Source organism: Serratia sp. OLAL2 (genome assembly GCF_002752475.1).
Taxonomy (GTDB): Bacteria; Pseudomonadota; Gammaproteobacteria; order Enterobacterales; family Enterobacteriaceae; genus Serratia; species Serratia bockelmannii.
The window spans coordinates 304,628-320,650 of the sequence record NZ_MSTL01000018.1 but is presented as its reverse complement, the minus strand read 5'-3'; the positions used below and the strand labels follow the sequence as shown (position 1 = coordinate 320,650).

At 59.6% G+C, this 16,023-nt stretch carries 14 protein-coding genes; 8 read left to right on the top strand and 6 right to left on the bottom strand.

The genetic code is table 11. The annotated features are described in order from the left end of the window. Positions 1-114: 114 nt before the first annotated feature. A complete protein-coding gene (gene nifJ, locus BVU99_RS15025) occupies positions 115-3,648 on the top strand; it encodes a pyruvate:ferredoxin (flavodoxin) oxidoreductase (RefSeq protein ID WP_043143655.1) in 3,534 nt (1,177 codons plus the stop codon). Between the two features lie 86 nt (positions 3,649-3,734). Here the strand turns inward: nifJ and BVU99_RS15020 are convergent, their stop codons facing one another. Beyond that, on the bottom strand, positions 3,735-4,049 hold the full coding sequence (locus BVU99_RS15020; protein WP_025302987.1) for a hypothetical protein: 315 nt from the start codon (positions 4,047-4,049) through the stop codon (positions 3,735-3,737). A 294-nt stretch (positions 4,050-4,343) separates the two neighbouring features. Here BVU99_RS15020 and ttcA point away from each other — a divergent pair, with 294 nt between their 5' ends. Together ttcA and BVU99_RS15010 are read left to right on the top strand one after the other, a co-directional pair. After that, positions 4,344-5,282 (top strand): tRNA 2-thiocytidine(32) synthetase TtcA, encoded by a 939-nt coding sequence (gene ttcA / locus BVU99_RS15015; RefSeq protein ID WP_025302988.1) that lies wholly within the window; start codon positions 4,344-4,346, stop codon positions 5,280-5,282. 146 nt (positions 5,283-5,428) lie between these two features. Continuing rightward, complete coding sequence (locus BVU99_RS15010) at positions 5,429-5,827, top strand: VOC family protein (RefSeq protein ID WP_099817206.1); 399 nt, start codon at positions 5,429-5,431, stop codon at positions 5,825-5,827. Positions 5,828-6,045: 218 nt separating this feature from the next. Here BVU99_RS15010 and zntB read toward each other — a convergent pair whose 3' ends face one another. After that, the gene (gene zntB / locus BVU99_RS15005; protein WP_025302990.1) at positions 6,046-7,029 is read right to left on the bottom strand and encodes a zinc transporter ZntB; all 984 of its coding nucleotides are present in this window, start codon (positions 7,027-7,029) and stop codon (positions 6,046-6,048) included. Between the two features lie 154 nt (positions 7,030-7,183). On the opposite strand from zntB, the gene BVU99_RS15000 reads away from it, so the two are divergent. The 3 genes from BVU99_RS15000 to BVU99_RS14990 all read left to right on the top strand — a co-directional run bounded on the left by BVU99_RS15000 (position 7,184) and on the right by BVU99_RS14990 (position 9,371). Next, positions 7,184-7,885, top strand: coding sequence for a hypothetical protein (locus BVU99_RS15000; RefSeq protein ID WP_049207466.1), 702 nt, complete (start codon positions 7,184-7,186; stop codon positions 7,883-7,885). Then, a complete protein-coding gene (locus BVU99_RS14995; RefSeq protein WP_099817205.1) occupies positions 7,837-8,928 on the top strand; it encodes a hypothetical protein in 1,092 nt (363 codons plus the stop codon). Before BVU99_RS15000 ends, BVU99_RS14995 begins: the two co-directional genes overlap by 49 nt. Before the next feature lie 194 nt (positions 8,929-9,122). Further along, entirely contained in the window at positions 9,123-9,371 is a 249-nt protein-coding gene (locus tag BVU99_RS14990; protein WP_004930507.1) for a hypothetical protein, read from the top strand. Between the two features lie 159 nt (positions 9,372-9,530). Here BVU99_RS14990 and BVU99_RS14985 read toward each other — a convergent pair whose 3' ends face one another. Together BVU99_RS14985 and BVU99_RS14980 are read right to left on the bottom strand one after the other, a co-directional pair. After that, positions 9,531-11,165, bottom strand: a complete 1,635-nt coding sequence (locus BVU99_RS14985; RefSeq protein WP_043143633.1) for an ABC transporter substrate-binding protein — start codon at positions 11,163-11,165, stop codon at positions 9,531-9,533. A gap of 158 nt (positions 11,166-11,323) precedes the next feature. Next, a complete protein-coding gene (locus tag BVU99_RS14980) occupies positions 11,324-11,674 on the bottom strand; it encodes a hypothetical protein (protein ID WP_025302994.1) in 351 nt (116 codons plus the stop codon). Positions 11,675-11,880: 206 nt separating this feature from the next. Between BVU99_RS14980 and mpaA the strand changes: the two genes are divergently transcribed. Continuing rightward, positions 11,881-12,588: a murein tripeptide amidase MpaA gene (gene mpaA, locus BVU99_RS14975; RefSeq protein WP_099817203.1), complete on the top strand. Its 708-nt coding sequence runs from the start codon at positions 11,881-11,883 to the stop codon at positions 12,586-12,588. 3 nt (positions 12,589-12,591) lie between these two features. Here the strand turns inward: mpaA and ycjG are convergent, their stop codons facing one another. Then, the gene (gene ycjG / locus BVU99_RS14970) at positions 12,592-13,566 is read right to left on the bottom strand and encodes an L-Ala-D/L-Glu epimerase (RefSeq protein WP_099817202.1); all 975 of its coding nucleotides are present in this window, start codon (positions 13,564-13,566) and stop codon (positions 12,592-12,594) included. A 225-nt stretch (positions 13,567-13,791) separates the two neighbouring features. Between ycjG and tpx the strand changes: the two genes are divergently transcribed. After that, entirely contained in the window at positions 13,792-14,295 is a 504-nt protein-coding gene (gene tpx, locus BVU99_RS14965; RefSeq protein WP_004930536.1) for a thiol peroxidase, read from the top strand. A 57-nt stretch (positions 14,296-14,352) separates the two neighbouring features. Here tpx and tyrR read toward each other — a convergent pair whose 3' ends face one another. Continuing rightward, the gene (gene tyrR, locus BVU99_RS14960; protein WP_025302997.1) at positions 14,353-15,924 is read right to left on the bottom strand and encodes a transcriptional regulator TyrR; all 1,572 of its coding nucleotides are present in this window, start codon (positions 15,922-15,924) and stop codon (positions 14,353-14,355) included. Positions 15,925-16,023: the final 99 nt, after the last annotated feature.

Genomic DNA, 16,023 nt, shown 5'->3' with positions numbered 1-16,023 from the left:
TATCACCCGCCACACAAACGCGATAAAGCCACGTTCAAACCCTCTGTTAGACTTTTTCCCATTACTGCGAAAGTGTGCTTTCGCGGCTTTGTGAGCAATGAAAAGGTAATGTCGATGATAACTACAGATGGTAATAACGCAGTCGCTTCCGTGGCCTATCGCACCAACGAAGTGATTGCCATCTACCCTATCACGCCAAGTTCCACCATGGCGGAGCAAGCAGACGCTTGGTCCGGCGATGGCCGGCAAAACATCTGGGGCGATACTCCGCGGGTGGTGGAAATGCAGTCTGAGGGCGGCGCGATCGCCACCGTGCACGGCGCCTTGCAAACCGGCGCACTGTCGACTTCGTTCACTTCATCGCAGGGTCTGCTGCTGATGATCCCGACGCTGTACAAACTGGCCGGAGAGCTGACGCCGTTCGTGCTGCACGTCGCCGCCCGCACCGTAGCCACACACGCGCTGTCGATCTTCGGCGACCATTCGGACGTGATGGCGGTGCGCCAAACCGGCTGCGCCATGCTGTGCGCCAGCAACGTGCAGGAGGCGCAGGACTTCGCGCTGATCTCACAGACCGCCACTCTCAACGCGCGCGTGCCGTTTATCCACTTCTTCGACGGGTTCCGCACCTCGCACGAAATCAACAAGATCGTGCCGCTCAGCGACGATACGCTGCGGCAAATGCTGCCGCAGGCGGCGATCGACGCTCACCGCCGCCGGGCGCTGTCGCCCGATCATCCGGTGGTGCGCGGCACTTCCGCCAACCCGGACACCTATTTCCAGTCGCGCGAAGCCACCAACCCGTGGTATGACGCCACCGGCCAACACGTGATCGACGCCATGGCGGCCTTCGCCGCCCTCACTGGCCGCCACTATCGGCCGTTCGACTATTACGGCCACCCGCAGGCCGAGCGCGTGGTGGTGGTGATGGGATCCGCCGCCGGCACCTGCGAAGAGGTGATTGACACCCTGCTGGCCCGCGGCGAGAAAGTCGGCGTGCTGAAAGTCCGGTTGTTCCGGCCGTTCTCCGCCAAATACCTGCTCGGCGCGCTGCCGGACAGCGTGCGCAACGTCGCGGTGCTCGATCGCACCAAAGAACCGGGCGCGCTGGCCGAACCGCTGTATCTGGACGTGATGACCGCGCTGGCGGAGGCCTACAGCCGGGGTGAGCGCGCCACGCTGCCGCGGGTGATCGGCGGCCGTTACGGCCTGTCGTCGAAAGAGTTCGGCCCGGACTGTGCGCTGGCGGTGTTTCGCGAGCTGGCCCAGCCGCAGCCGCGCCCGCGCTTTACCGTCGGCATCTTCGATGATGTCACCGGGCTTTCACTGCCGCTGAGCGACGAAATCCTGCCGCAGCGCGCCTCGCTGGAAGCGCTGTTCTACGGTTTGGGCAGCGACGGTTCGGTCTCGGCCACCAAGAACAACATCAAAATCATCGGCAACGCCACGCCGCTGTATGCGCAGGGCTATTTCGTCTACGACTCCAAAAAGGCCGGCGGCCTGACGGTGTCGCATCTGCGCGTCAGCGAGCAGCCGATCAATTCGGCCTATCTGGTCAGCCAGGCGGATTTCGTCGGCTGCCACCAGCTGCAGTTTATCGATAAGTATCAGATGGTTGAACGTCTCAAACCCGGCGGTACCTTCCTGCTCAATACCCCTTACGGCGCCGACGAGGTCTGGTCACGCTTGCCGCAGGAGGTACAGGCGCTGCTGCATCAACGCCAGGCGCGTTTCTATATCATCAACGCCGCCAAGCTGGCGCGCGAATGCCGGCTCGGCGCGCGCATCAACACCGTAATGCAGATGGCGTTCTTCCACCTGACGCAGATCCTGCCGAGCGACGTGGCGCTGCAACAGCTGCAGGATGCCATCGCGCGCAGCTACAGCAACAAGGGCCAGGAGATCGTCGAGCGCAACTGGCAGGCGCTGGGCGCCACCCGTGGCGCACTGATTGAAATTCCACTGCAGCCGGTCGACGACAGCAGCCCGATGCGCCCACCGGTGGTCTCGGACGCCGCGCCGGACTTCGTCAAAACCGTTACCGCCGCGATGCTGGCCGGGCTGGGCGATGCGCTGCCGGTTTCCGCCTTCCCGCCGGACGGCACCTGGCCGGTGGGCACCACCCAGTGGGAAAAGCGCAACATCGCCGAAGAGATCCCGGTCTGGCAGCCCGATCTGTGCACCCAGTGCAACCACTGCGTCGCCGCCTGCCCGCACTCAGCCATTCGCGCCAAAGTGGTTCAGCCGTCGGAGATGGAACACGCCCCCGCTTCCCTGCAGTCTCTGGATGTCAAATCACGCGATATGCGCGGCCAGAAATACGTACTGCAAGTGGCGCCGGAAGATTGCACCGGCTGTAACCTGTGCGTCGAGGTCTGCCCGGCGAAAGATCGCCAGAACCCAGAGATCAAGGCCATCAACATGGCTTCGCGCCTCGATAATCTGACGGCGGAAAAAGACAACTACGACTTCTTCCTGCAGCTGCCGGAAATCGATCCAGCGCAGCTGGAGCGCATCGACATTCGCACCTCGCAGCTGATCACGCCGCTGTTCGAATACTCCGGCGCCTGCTCCGGCTGCGGCGAAACGCCGTACATCAAGCTGCTGACCCAGCTCTATGGCGACCGTTTGCTGATCGCCAACGCCACCGGCTGTTCCTCGATCTACGGCGGCAATCTGCCGACCACGCCGTACACCACCAACGCCGAAGGGCGCGGGCCGGCGTGGGCCAACTCGCTGTTCGAAGACAACGCCGAATTCGGCCTGGGCTTCCGTCTGACGGTCGATCAACATCGCGCACGGGTGCTGCGCCTGCTGAATTCGCTGGCGCCGCAGCTGCCGGAGCAGTTGGTCAATGCCCTGCAGATGGAAGATGTGGCGCCGGAGCCGCGCCGTAAGCAAATCGCCGAATTGCGCACGCTGCTGGCGAGTATTGAAGGTGAAGACGCACGCCAGCTGGCGGCCGACGCCGATTACCTGGTCGATAAATCCATCTGGCTGATCGGCGGGGACGGCTGGGCCTACGACATCGGCTTCGGCGGGTTGGATCACGTCCTCAGCCTGACGGAGAACGTCAACGTGCTGGTGCTCGACACCCAATGCTACTCCAACACCGGCGGCCAGCAGTCGAAAGCCACGCCGCTCGGCGCGGTGACCAAGTTCGGCGAGCACGGCAAGCGCAAGGCGCGCAAGGATCTGGGCGTCAGCATGATGATGTACGGCCATGTCTACGTCGCGCAGATCTCGCTGGGGGCGCAGCTTAACCAAACGGTGAAAGCGATTCAGGAGGCCGAGGCCTATCCGGGCCCGTCGCTGATCATCGCCTACAGCCCGTGCGAAGAACACGGCTACGATCTGGCGCTCAGCCACGATCAGATGAAACAGCTGACCGCCACCGGCTTCTGGCCGCTGTACCGCTTCGATCCGCGCCGTAGCGCCGAGGGCAAGGCCGCGTTAGCGTTGGATTCGCGGCCGCCAAACAGCAACCTGTCGGAAACGCTGCTGAAAGAACAGCGTTTCCGCCGCCTGAACGCGCAGCAGCCGGAGGTGGCCAGCGCGCTGTATCAGGCCGCCGAGAAAGAGCTGAAGGAGAAATACGATTTCCTCAGCCTGCTGGCCGGTAAGGCGGAAAAGTCCGCTGCTGAGTAACCTCCCTCAGGGCGCGAGCGATTCGCGCCCTGTTTTCACATACCGTTTGAATCAGCGGTGGGCCTCAATGCTCAGGGGTTTCACACTTAGCGAGCCGCACTTTTTTCTTTTATCCATTGGGCCATGACGCGTGCCGAGAACGGCTTATCCGTTTTAATCTCCGCTAAAGCGCAAACCTTGTCTTTGAACGTGGCGCCCAGCGAGAATAATTTCCCGTCATAATAACAATAAAGTGCATCTCCCTTATCCTTGCCATCAAGACGCTCTTTTTGCTCGCGCGGTACCAGTACCACGGTTTCGGTCGGTTCGCTCAGACCAACAGGTATCGTGTCAAACGCCAGTGCGTTTTCTGCGTAGGCAAAAAACGATGCGTAAAATCCAACAACAGCGATTCCTTTCATGCTCTCAGTGCCTCTCGAAGTAAGTTCTGTCTGAGATGAGACCTGCACCGCGAAACAACGTTCCCTCAAGGCCTTCGTTCAAATGACGGCGAAGGCTTTTAAGGGAAACCGATAAAGCGGCGAGCTGAAAAACCTGCTGGTATTCATCGCTACAATCCGTACCATACAGACCTCGCGTCGGGTGCGTGGCGGCTGGATGATGAATAATGATCAAAATCGGCCGGTTGAATGGTAAACTCGCGGTCTACAACGCCATGCCCCTAGTGCCCCCTATTGAGAATGAGCACGATTTAAATGTCAGAAAAGCAATCCGTTAGCCAAAAAGAGCAGTACAACCTGAACAAATTGCAAAAGCGCCTGCGCCGCAACGTGGGCGAAGCGATCGCCGATTTCAATATGATTGAAGAAGGCGACCGCATCATGGTCTGCCTGTCCGGCGGTAAAGACAGCTACACCATGCTGGAGATCCTGCGTAACCTGCAGCAGAGCGCGCCGATCAACTTCTCGCTGATCGCGGTGAATCTCGATCAGAAACAGCCCGGCTTCCCTGAGCATATTTTGCCTGCCTACCTGGAAAGCCTGGGGGTGGAATACAAGATCGTCGAAGAGAACACCTACAGCATCGTCAAAGACAAGATCCCGGAAGGCAAAACCACCTGTTCACTGTGCTCGCGCCTGCGCCGCGGCATTCTGTACCGCACCGCCACCGAACTGGGTGCCACCAAGATCGCGCTGGGCCATCACCGTGACGACATTCTGCAGACGCTGTTCCTCAACATGTTCTACGGCGGCAAGATGAAAGGCATGCCGCCCAAACTGATGAGCGACGACGGCAAGCACGTGGTCATTCGCCCGCTGGCCTATTGCCGCGAGAAAGACATCGAGCGTTTCTCGATCGCCAAAGCGTTCCCGATCATTCCATGCAACCTGTGCGGCTCGCAGCCTAACCTGCAGCGCCAGGTGATCGGCGATATGCTGCGTGACTGGGACAAACGTTATCCTGGCCGGCTGGAAACCATGTTCAGCGCCATGCAAAACGTGGTGCCTTCGCACCTGAGCGATATCAATCTGTTCGATTTCAAGGGCATTCACCACGGGAGCGCCGTGGTAGACGGCGGCGATTTGGCCTTCGATCGCGAAGACATCCCGATGCAGCCGGTCGGCTGGCAGCCGGAAGACTCGGACGACGCGATACCTGCGCCAGAACGTTTGAACGTGCTGGAAATCAAATAAGCCCCCTCGCCGCTTGCCATCCTGCGAGCGGCGACATTTCCCTTTCTCGACGATCTCGATCCTGTTCACAGTTTGCGCAAAATTTACTGGGCAGTGCCGTTTTTACCCTATACTGTTTATTTATACAGTTACATGGAGATCGCGCAATGAATATTACCCCCTGCCTGTCCCACATCTCGCTGGGCTCCAACGATTTCGAGGCCGCCGCCGCCTTTTACGATCGTGCGCTGGCCGCCTTGGGATGCCGACGGGTGCTGGAGCATCCCGGCGCCATCGGTTACGGCCGCGACTACCCGGAGTTTTGGCTGCAGGTGCCGATCAACGGCCGCCCGGCCTCACCCGGCAACGGTACGCACGTCGGTTTTTTCGCCACCAGTAAGCAACAGGTGGATGAATTCCATCGCCAGGCGCTGCTGGCCGGTGCCGTCGATGAAGGCGCGCCCGGTTCGCGGCCGCATTACGGTGAGGCTTACTACGGCTGCTTTGTCCGGGATTTGGATGGGCACAAGATTGAAGCCAGCTTCTGGGATGAAAGCGCGGCCTGAAGAAGAAGGGAAGCCGAATAAAAAAATGCCGGTGATTAAACCGGCATTGTACGAATCAAATGTGCTATGCAGTAATTCAAAAATAAGAAAGTAAGACAATTATGGAGCGCAACGCCCATCGCTTGACGTTGCATTCACCTGCGCGAGAGATCATGCCCCATTTCCCCCGGCTAAATGTTGATTTTGCTCAATGTTAACCGGGTTTTCGTCATTTTCACCTACAGCCAGCGGCTGCGCTTCAGCCACCAGGCGACGCCAAGCACCAACCCGACCAACATCAGGCAAAATGCCGCGAAACCGAAGGGGTTACCGCCGCCCGGTATGCCGCCAAGGTTGACGCCAAACAGCCCGGTCAGGAAGGTGGTAGGTAAAAAGACCATCGCTAACAATGACATGGTGTAAGTGCGGCGGTTCATCGCGTCGGCCATCACCGTGGTGATTTCGTCGGACAAGATAGCGGTGCGCGCGATGCTGCCGTCCAGATCGTCCAACCCGCGCCCCAGGCGATCGGCGATGTCCTGCATGCGGCGGCGATCGTCGTCGCTCATCCACGGCAGGCGGTCGCTGGCCAGCCGTGCGAAAACGTCACGCTGCGGCGCCATGTAACGGCGCAGCACGATAAGCTGTTTACGGATCAACGCCAGCTGACCACGCTCCGGCACCTGCTGTTCCAGCAAGGCGTCCTCCAGATCGATAATCTTGTCGTGCAGATCCTCAATGAATTCGCTGGTGTGATCGGTCAACGCATCGGAAATCTCCACCAGCCAGTTGCCGCTGTTGGTCGGCCCGGCGCCGCTTTGCAAATCGTTCACCACCTGATCGATGGAATACACCTTGCGGTGCCGCGTGGAGATAATCAGTTTATCGGTGATGTACACACGGATGGTGACCAACTGGTCCGGCCGTGAGTTGGCATTGAAGTTGATGCTGCGCAGGGTGATCATGGTGCCTTCGCCCTGGCGGCTGACGCGTGGCCGAGAGCTTTCGCCGGAGAGCGCTTCGCGCACCGAGTCCGGCAGCAGCGGCGTGGTGCTCAGCCATTCGGCGCTGGCCGGGTGCGCGTAATCAAGATGCAGCCAGCACGGCGCGTCGCAGGTGATCTTGTCATCTTGCTCGATCGGCGTGACGCCGCCCTTGCCGTCCAGCTGGTAGGCGTAAACCGCATCGGCGATCTGCAGCTCGCTCCCCTCAATCACATCCATTCATTTATCCCCTCAGTCTTACTTATGTTGCTGAGTCTAGCCTTAACGCCTTGGAGATCAAAGGCCAAGCTGTAACGCCAGTTTTCACGCCAGGTGAAAAACGTGCTCTATACTTCTGGCCTTAGGGAACACATCGCAACGACAGGAAGCCCCCATGTTTGAGATCAGCGCCGCAGATATTCTCAAAGTCAGTTTGACCGTTATCACCCTGTTTATCGCCGTTGTTAAAACGCCATTTCGTATTCGGCGGGAAAACCATGACAAGCTGCTCAAGCTACTCGAATCCGTCGAGAAGCCCCACAGTGAGCGCATGCAGCTCTTACTGTTTAGGGATTACATCGGTAGCAAAACCGTCGGGCTGGCGGAGTTGCAGCAATTGCTGGCACTGCCGGACGGCGTAACGGCGCTGGAGCGCTACAGACCTACTGGCGGCCGACAGCAGATCCTGCGCACCACGTCCGAGGGTTTCGTTTTGCAACGACGCGCCAACAGTGCGTTAAAACGCTCGCTGCTTTCCTGTCGCTATCTGTTGAAATACCTGCTATTCGTCACTCTGTTGGTGCTAATGCCTGTGCTGGCGCAATGGGGCTTGCGGCAGCTTGGCGTGCTGGTTATCGCGCCGTCGCTGGTGTTTATGTCCGGTGCGCGCATCACCGACGGCTGGCAGCTGCTGTTCCCCGGCTTTATATTTATTATCATCATGCTCAGTCTGACATACTTAATCTTCAGGCAACTGGCGCTGGCGGGTAACCTCAGTTCGGAACGCGCCTTTTATCGCTACTATCAACGAGCGCGTGAGGAACAACGATGCCGGGAAGTCCTGAGACAACTGCGCACTGCGCTGCGCCGAACCTGACGAGGATGCGCCGCCTGCGCTACATCGCAATGGCCGCCCTGCTGCTGTTCGGCCAATCGGTTCGTGCAGAGCCGGTATTAGAACGCCTCGCCACGCCCTATCACGCGCCGACGGCGGCGGGTTCACTGCCTTATTTTGTCGCTCACGCTCACTCCCGCCAGCCGCGCACCGCACTGGTGGTGATGCACGGCCGCCCGCGCGATGTCGCCAAGACGTTGCAAGCGGCGATCGATGCCGCGCAGGGAGCGGGAGACAATGGCTTATTGGTCGCCCCGCTGTTCCAGGTGCCGGAGAAACTTGCCGTTCATTGCCATTCCGCCGGGCTCCCGTCACCGCAAGACGGCGATGCCCTGTGGCGCTGCGGCTCCTGGATCGCAGGCGATTTGGATAATAGCGGGAAAACCGGTTCGTTCAACGCCCTGGATAACCTGCTGGCCGATCTGAAACGGCGCTGGCCATCGCTGCAGTCGATCACCGTGGCCGGTTTTTCCGCCGGCGCCCAGTTCGTGCAGCACTATGTCGGCTTTGCCCATCCGCCAAACGGAGTGCGTTTGCGCTATGTGGTGGCAGACCCCGGCAGCTGGCTCTACTTTGATCGCCAGCGCCCTCAGCCCACAAGCTGGGGAGGCTGCGGCGGTGAAACAACCTGCCGCTTCCGCTGGCAAACGCTGGACGCCGGCCAGTGTCCACGGGCCAACCAGTGGAAATACGGCCTGGAAGCGCTTCCCGTTCATCTACAGCGCCCCGCAGACACGGCGCGCCGGCGTTACGCCGCCGCCGATATCACCTATCTGGCTGCCGCCGAGGATACCGGCACCGCGCCGGGCGCCTACTATCGGATACTCGACAAATCCTGCGCCGCCCAGCTGCAGGGCCCCTACCGGTTGCAGCGCGCCCTGGCCTATGCCGACTATGACCGGCGTTACCTGGCGCCGAAGAAGCCGCATCGGTTAACGATCGTTCCCGGCTGCGGGCACAACGTCGCCTGCGTCTTTCCCGCCCCGGCGGCCAGGCAGGCGCTTTTCCCGATTAATGCAGACTAATAATAACGGTAATGAAATAAACCATTGCCGATAAATCGGGCAATATCGCCGATAAAGCACTGGTAATGCCGTTATTATTATGACTTAACATATTGCTATCACTTTTAATTCAAAATGATAATAATAAATCAACATAAAGCTGTTTCAGCGCAAATTTTAGGGGCATATACTTTTCTCACTACGAGGAGGTAGTTATGTTACGCGACCATTTAAAAATAAACGCCAGCGATACGCTGGAAAAAATCAGCAATATCCATTTGCAAAACCAGGGGCAGGAAGAGATCAGTGAATTCGTGGTAAAAAACGCCGCCGGCCTGCAGATTGGCAAGGTCTCCGTCCACGATCGTTTCAGCACTCGCCGCTCTTACCCCACCAGCTATCGCATCACCCAAACCGACATGAGCGGCCGTGTGGTGGTGGATGCCATGCGGGACTGTCTATAAGCGTAACCGCTCTCTGAAATAGCAAAAAATAATGTGATGATGGCAACCCTGTTTATTATTAAACGGGGTTTATCGCGTGGATAAATTAATTACCTTCTTCATTTAACCGTCAATAAAAATAAATCCCCCGCGTTACGCGGGGGTGAAAAATAAGCCCAATCAGTGTTTGATAATATACATCGTTTGGCTATAGGCCACGTCTTCCGGATTGGTGATCGGGTAGCCTTTTACCCACGGTTTGATCAGGCGGCCGTTGGTGTACTGGTAAATCGGCGCGATCGGTGCCTGATCGGCAATGATTTGCTCCATCTTGTTGTAATCGGCGGTCACCGCCGCCGGGTTGGTTTCCCGCCCCGCCTGCGCCAGCAGCTTGTCGTAGTCCGCGTTCTTGAACTTGGCAATGTTGCCGCTGTGGGTAGAGGTCAACAGCGACAGGAAGGTCGACGCCTCGTTATAGTCACCTACCCAGGAGGCGCGGATCACGTCGAAATTACCGGTATTACGGCTGTCGATATAGGTTTTCCACTCCTGGTTTTGCAGCTTGACGTCAATGCCGAGCTTTTTCTTCCACATTGAGGCCACGGCGATGGCGATCTTCTGGTGGCTTTCCGAGGTGTTATACAACAGCGTCAGCTTCAACGGGTTGTTCGGGCCGTAACCGGCCGCCTGCAGCAACGCCTTGGCCTGCGCATCCAGCTCCGCCTGCGATTGCTGTTGCAGCAAACTCGCCTCCGGTTTGAACCCGGCAGTCACGTCCGGCGTGAAGTGATAGGCCGGTTTTTCGCCGGTGCCCAGCACTTTTTCCGCGATAATCTTGCGATCGATGGCGTAGGACAAGGCCTGGCGCACCCGCACGTCGTTGGTCGGCGCGCGCTGGGTGTTGAACGCGTAGTAATAGGTGCCGAGCTGATCCGGCGTGTACACCTGCCCCGGAATATCTTTCAGCAGCTTCTGATACATGTTTTTCGGGAAGGATTCGGTGATGTCGATATCGCCCGCCAGGTAACGCTTGGTGGCGTTGGATTCCTGATTGATCGGCACGAAGGTCACTTTGGTCAGCACGGTTTGCGCATGATCCCAGTAATGATCGTTAGGCGTCAGCACCAGCTTCTCGTTCACCACCCGCTCTTGCAGTTTGAACGCGCCGTTGCCCACCAGATTGCCGACCTTGGTCCAGTCGTTGCCGTATTTTTCCACCACCGCCTTATTCACCGGGAACAGGCTGAAGTTAGCCGTCAGGCTGACGAAGTACGGCACCGGCTTGTCCAGCTGTACTTTAAGCGTATAGTCGTCCGGCGCCGACACGCCCAAGCGATCGGCCGGCAGTTTGCCGCTGATGATCTGCTCGGCGTTCTGGATCCCCGCTAACTGCGCGAACCAGGCAAACGGCGACAGGTTCTTCGGTTCGACCAGCCGCTGCCAGCTGTAGACGAAGTCTTTTGCCGTGACAGGGTCACCGTTTGACCACCGCGCATCTTTGCGCAGATGGAAAATATAAGTCTGGTTATCGCTGGTCTGCCAGCGCGTGGCGACGCCGGGGATCACTTTCCCATTGGCGTCCTGATTGATCAGCCCTTCGAACAGGTCGCGCGCCAGCTGGGCCTCCGGCAGGCCTACCGCTTTAATCGGATCGAGCGAGGCCGGTTCGTCTTTAATGTGGCGCACGATTTCCTGTTTGGCCGCCAACGCGGTGCCCGGGGGAACCTGCGCCGCCATAGCGCTGCTCATACAGGCGCCGATCGCCGCCGCGCAAAGCGCCAAACGAAAACCCCGTTGCATTTTTCTTCCCGTCATTATGATTTACCCCCGTTAACCATCTGAATTTTTTATCATATAGCACAAGATCCGTCCGGCCTAGCGCTCACGGCCGAGAAGTTGCAAAAAGTGCGATTCAGGCAATAAAAAACCCGTGCGGCGCGGAGCGGCACGGGCGGTGTTTACAGCGGCGACCGTCAGTCGTACAGGTGGATGCTGTTGATGCGGTAGCTGAACTCTTCACCCTCTTCTTCATCGAACACGGTGAAAAAGCCTTTCTCGGCCAGCGGACGGGCCGAGATATCGGTTTTTTGCAGCTGGCGCGCGTCGGCGTCGTCGTAACCGTAGTCGAGGTAGAAGACATCTTTTTGGTAATCGATATGCAGGGTGAACGGATAGTTCGATTCGTCCCCGCGCCCGTCGTCATTTTTCACCACGCCGAACCATTCCCCCTGACGGATCTGGTTTTCAGCATCCACGCCGCACAGCAGCGTGATGGTGTCATTTTCATTTTCGCTATAGCTGGCGATGATTCTGGCTACTGGCATGTTAAATCCTCTTGCGGGTGATTGGCTTAGCTCTGCCGTTAGTATAACAACAGCGCCAGGCCAGGTGCGGTTTAATTGGCATTTTCACCGCCGCGGCGTCACAGATTGCGCAAACGTCGCACAATTGCGATGGGAAAGATGCCTCAAAGCGTAATACACTGAATAAAATGACAATGACTCTCGACCTTTAATCCAGGGACAACACCATGACCGAACATCGACCACGCAGTGAACGTGGCCAGTTGGCCATCGCAGGAGAGAACTACGGCAGCTCGCTGCTGGGCGCGCCGCTGCTCTATTTCCCGGCGGCGATCAGCGGCCCGGAGACCGGGCTTATCATCGCCGGCACCCACGGCGATGAGAGCGCCGCCATCGTGACCCTGTCTTGCGCGCTGCGCAGCATCGCCCCCGAACGACTGCGTCACCACGTGGTGCTGGCGGTCAACCCCGACGGCTGTCAGCTGGGGCTGCGCGCCAATGCCAACGGCGTCGATCTGAATCGCAACTTCCCGGCCGCCAACTGGCGCTCCGGCGATACCGTCTACCGCTGGAACAGCGCGGCGCCGGTGCGCGACGTCAAGCTCTCCACCGGTGGGCGCCCCGGTTCCGAACCGGAAACCCAGGCGCTGTGTCATCTGATCCATCGTCTGAAGCCGCACTGGGTGGTGTCGTTCCACGAACCGCTGGCCTGCATCGAAGATTCCGCCAGCTCGCGGCTCGGCGTTTGGCTGTCGCACAAGTTCGAACTGCCGCTGGTGACCAGCGTCGGCTATGAAACGCCCGGTTCGTTCGGCAGCTGGTGCGCAGATCTGTCGCTACCGTGCATCACCGCCGAATTCCCGCCGATCTCCGCCGATGCCGCCAGCGAGCGCTACATCGACGCGATGACCGAGCTGCTGACCTACCCGAATTAATCCCTACGGGGCGATATCGACGATCGCCCCGCATTCGAACGCCAGACCCGGTTCGACGTCCCGCGCCAGCCAGGTCGGGCCGTCCAGATCGACGAAGCGCGCCGCCGGCGCCAGCGGCAAGGCGGCGGATATCGCCCGTGACGTGCACAACATGCAGCCGAGCATGATGGCGAACCCTTGTTCGCGCGCGGCCTGCGCCAGCGCCAGCGCCTCGGTCAAGCCGCCGGTTTTGTCCAGTTTGATATTGACCATCTGATAGCGTTGCGCCAGCCGCGGCAGATCGGCACGGGTGTGGCAGCTCTCATCGGCGCAGATCGGCAGCGGATGGATAAAGTGCTCCAACGCAGCGTCGTCACCGGCCGGCAGCGGCTGCTCCAGCATCGCCACGCCGAGATCGGCCAGCAGCTGGCAGCGCGCCACCAGCCCTTCCGCCTGCCAGGACTCATTGGCGTCGACGATCAGCGTCGCCTGCGGTACCGCGGCGCGGATCGCTACCAATCGTTCGCTGATATAGTGATCGTCGAGTTTGATCTTCAGCAGCGTGGCGCCCTGCTGCTCCAGTTCACGCGCGGCGAAGGCCATCGCTTCCGGCGTGCCGATGCTGACGGTCTGCGCCATGCGGATCTGCGCCGGCGCCGTCACGCCGCTGCGCTGCCACAGGCTCTGCCCGTGCAAACGACACTCCAAATCCCACAGCGCCGAGTCCAGCGCGTTGCGGGCCGCGCCCGCCGGCATCTGCGTCAGTAGCTGCTCGCGGGTGATTCCCTGCGCGATCGCCGGCGCCATCTCAGCCAGCTGCGTCATCACCGATTCTTCGCTCTCGCCATAGCGCGGATACGGCGTACATTCACCGGTGCCGCGCACGCCCTGCTGTTCGATTTCGACCACCACCACCCGGGCTTCGGTGCGGCTACCGCGCGCAATCACGAAGGCAGTATGCAGCGGCCAGGCTTCCGGGTAAAAACGCATGTCTCTCATAACGGCTCCTGAGCGAAAACTGCGCATTCAGCCAGGCTGATGCGCCGGTGATGTTTTATAGAACAGCCTAATATATACAACTATTTAGCAAACTTTGATATCCAATCCGCCCCGGTTGTCATAAACTGGCGCCAGGGTGTGAACCTGATGTTAAATGCCGTTGCCGGCGCGCCGTTTCATCAGGTTCATACCCTTTGTATAAACACCTGTAAAAGGAATCTAGCAATGACTCAGACAGTACATTTTCAAGGCAATCCGGTCAGCGTAGCAGGCAAACTGCCACAGCAGGGCGAACAGGCCAAGGCCTTCTCGCTGGTTGCCAAAGACCTGTCAGACGTGGCGCTGAGCAGCTTCGCGGGTAAACGCAAAGTCCTGAACATCTTCCCAAGCATCGATACCGGCGTCTGCGCGACGTCGGTGCGTAAATTCAACCAGCTGGCCAGCGGCCTGGATAACACCGTGGTGCTGTGCATCTCCGCCGATCTGCCGTTCGCGCAGTCTCGCTTCTGCGGCGCGGAAGGCCTGAGCAACGTGGTTACCCTGTCTACCCTGCGCGGCGCCGAGTTCAAGCAGGCGTACGGCGTCGAAATCGCCGAAGGCCCGTTGGCAGGCCTGACCGCGCGTGCGGTAGTGGTGCTGGATGGCCAGGACAACGTGCTGTACAGCGAGCTGGTGAACGAAATCACCACCGAGCCTGACTACGACGCGGCGCTGGCTGCGCTGAAATAACAAAGCCGGCGAACGCCGGCTTTGGATACCCATTAAAGGCGCCGCAAGGCGCCTTTCTTATTCTTCGCCCTCAGCGCCGCCTTTGCGGCTGCTCAGGCCATACTCGCGCAGCTTGTTGGCGATGGCGGTATGGGAAACGCCCAGCCGCTTCGCCAGCTTGCGGGTGCTGGGATAGGTGCGATACAGGCGCGTCAGCACCGAGCGTTCGAAACGCTTGCTGATGTCGTCCAGCGAACCGTCCAGCACCTCGTCGCCCAGCGACATCTCCACCTCAAACTCCGGCAACACGATATCCTGTGGCCGCAGTTCGTAGCCTTCGGTTTGCGTCAGCGCGCGGTAGATAGCGTTTTTCAGCTGACGCACGTTGCCCGGCCAGCCGTACTTGCTGAGGAAGCCGCCCAGATCGTTCGCCAGCTTGGGCCGCGCCACGCCCTGCTCATCGGCGAAGCGCGCCACGAACAGCTCGGTCAACGGCATGATGTCCTGCGGACGTTCGCGCAGCGGCGGGATGGTGATGGTCAGTACGTTGAGGCGATAATAGAGATCTTCGCGGAATTCGCCGCGCTGCACCAGCTCGGTAAGGTTTTTCTGGGTGGCGCAGATCACGCGCACGTCGACGTGCACCTCATGCTCTTCGCCAACGCGGCGGAACGTGCCGTCGTTGAGGAAACGCAGCAGCTTGGTCTGCATACGCGGCGACATTTCGCCGATCTCATCCAGCAGCACCGAACCGCCGTTGGCCTGCTCGAAGAAGCCCTTCTTGCCTTCCAGCGCGTTGGGATAAGCGCCCGGCGCATGGCCGAACAGTTCGCTCTCCACCACGTCATCCGGCAGCGCGGCGCAGTTCAGCGCCAGGAACGGCTGTTTGCCACGCGGGCTGCGCAAATGGCAGGCGCGGGCCAGAATATCCTTGCCGGTACCGGTATCGCCGACGATCAGCAGCGGCGCATCGAGCATCGCCAGCTTGCGCGCCTGCTCCAGCACGTGACGCATCTTGGCGCTCACCGCCACGATGTGGTCGAATTCGGTATCGTCGTTCACCGATAGATTTTGCAACTGGCGGCCCATGCGCGCGGTGGACTTCAGCATCACCACCGCGCCGACCGCGGCCGCCTGCTGCTGTTCGTCTTCCAGATAGATGGGCGTGATGTCCATCAGGAAGTCCTGGCTGCGGATCACCACCCGCTCGGCGTGCGGCGCCGTATGCTCGCTCTCCAGCCAACGGCTGAAGTTATAGCCGCCGATCAGCGCCCCGGCGGTCTGGTTGCGGATCTTGTCTTCGTTCAGGCTGAACAGCGCCTGCGCCGCCGGGTTGGCCAGCTCGACCTTGCCCTTCATGTCGATAGAGAACACCGGTTCCGGCATCGATTCCAGCAGCGCACGCAGCGCGCGATGTTCGCGTTCGGAAGGCATAAAGCTGACGGTGCGCACGTCTGTCACGCCGGCGATGCGGCGGATCTCCGCCATCAGCGCGCGGAAAGTATCGAAATCCAGCTGGGAGAAATTGAGGTAAATGCGGCCGATGGGATCGATTTCGATGCCACGTAAGTCAATGCTGCGCGATACCAAAAGATCGAGTAATTCTCGAGTGAGACCGAGGCGGTCTTCGCAAAATACTTCCAAACGCATCAGTGTTGGCCTTATCTCTGCAGGTGCGGGGATCGTTGACGATGATGATACTCCCTCGCACCGGGCGGTAGAAGCGATCTGTCAGCAAAAGTTGACAGA

Excerpts from the sequence above, each read along its gene's own strand:
- ttcA (WP_025302988.1), top strand. The coding sequence starts at position 4,344 with ATGTCAGAAAAGCAATCCGTTAGCCAAAAAGAGCAGTACAACCTGAAC.
- BVU99_RS15000 (WP_049207466.1), top strand. The coding sequence starts at position 7,184 with ATGTTTGAGATCAGCGCCGCAGATATTCTCAAAGTCAGTTTGACCGTT.
- BVU99_RS14995 (WP_099817205.1), top strand. The coding sequence starts at position 7,837 with ATGCCGGGAAGTCCTGAGACAACTGCGCACTGCGCTGCGCCGAACCTG.
- tyrR (WP_025302997.1), bottom strand. The coding sequence starts at position 15,924 with ATGCGTTTGGAAGTATTTTGCGAAGACCGCCTCGGTCTCACTCGAGAA.
- mpaA (WP_099817203.1), top strand. The coding sequence starts at position 11,881 with ATGACCGAACATCGACCACGCAGTGAACGTGGCCAGTTGGCCATCGCA.
- ycjG (WP_099817202.1), bottom strand. The coding sequence starts at position 13,566 with ATGAGAGACATGCGTTTTTACCCGGAAGCCTGGCCGCTGCATACTGCC.
- tpx (WP_004930536.1), top strand. The coding sequence starts at position 13,792 with ATGACTCAGACAGTACATTTTCAAGGCAATCCGGTCAGCGTAGCAGGC.
- BVU99_RS14980 (WP_025302994.1), bottom strand. The coding sequence starts at position 11,674 with ATGCCAGTAGCCAGAATCATCGCCAGCTATAGCGAAAATGAAAATGAC.
- BVU99_RS15010 (WP_099817206.1), top strand. The coding sequence starts at position 5,429 with ATGAATATTACCCCCTGCCTGTCCCACATCTCGCTGGGCTCCAACGAT.
- BVU99_RS15020 (WP_025302987.1), bottom strand. The coding sequence starts at position 4,049 with ATGAAAGGAATCGCTGTTGTTGGATTTTACGCATCGTTTTTTGCCTAC.
- zntB (WP_025302990.1), bottom strand. The coding sequence starts at position 7,029 with ATGGATGTGATTGAGGGGAGCGAGCTGCAGATCGCCGATGCGGTTTAC.
- BVU99_RS14985 (WP_043143633.1), bottom strand. The coding sequence starts at position 11,165 with ATGACGGGAAGAAAAATGCAACGGGGTTTTCGTTTGGCGCTTTGCGCG.
- nifJ (WP_043143655.1), top strand. The coding sequence starts at position 115 with ATGATAACTACAGATGGTAATAACGCAGTCGCTTCCGTGGCCTATCGC.
- BVU99_RS14990 (WP_004930507.1), top strand. The coding sequence starts at position 9,123 with ATGTTACGCGACCATTTAAAAATAAACGCCAGCGATACGCTGGAAAAA.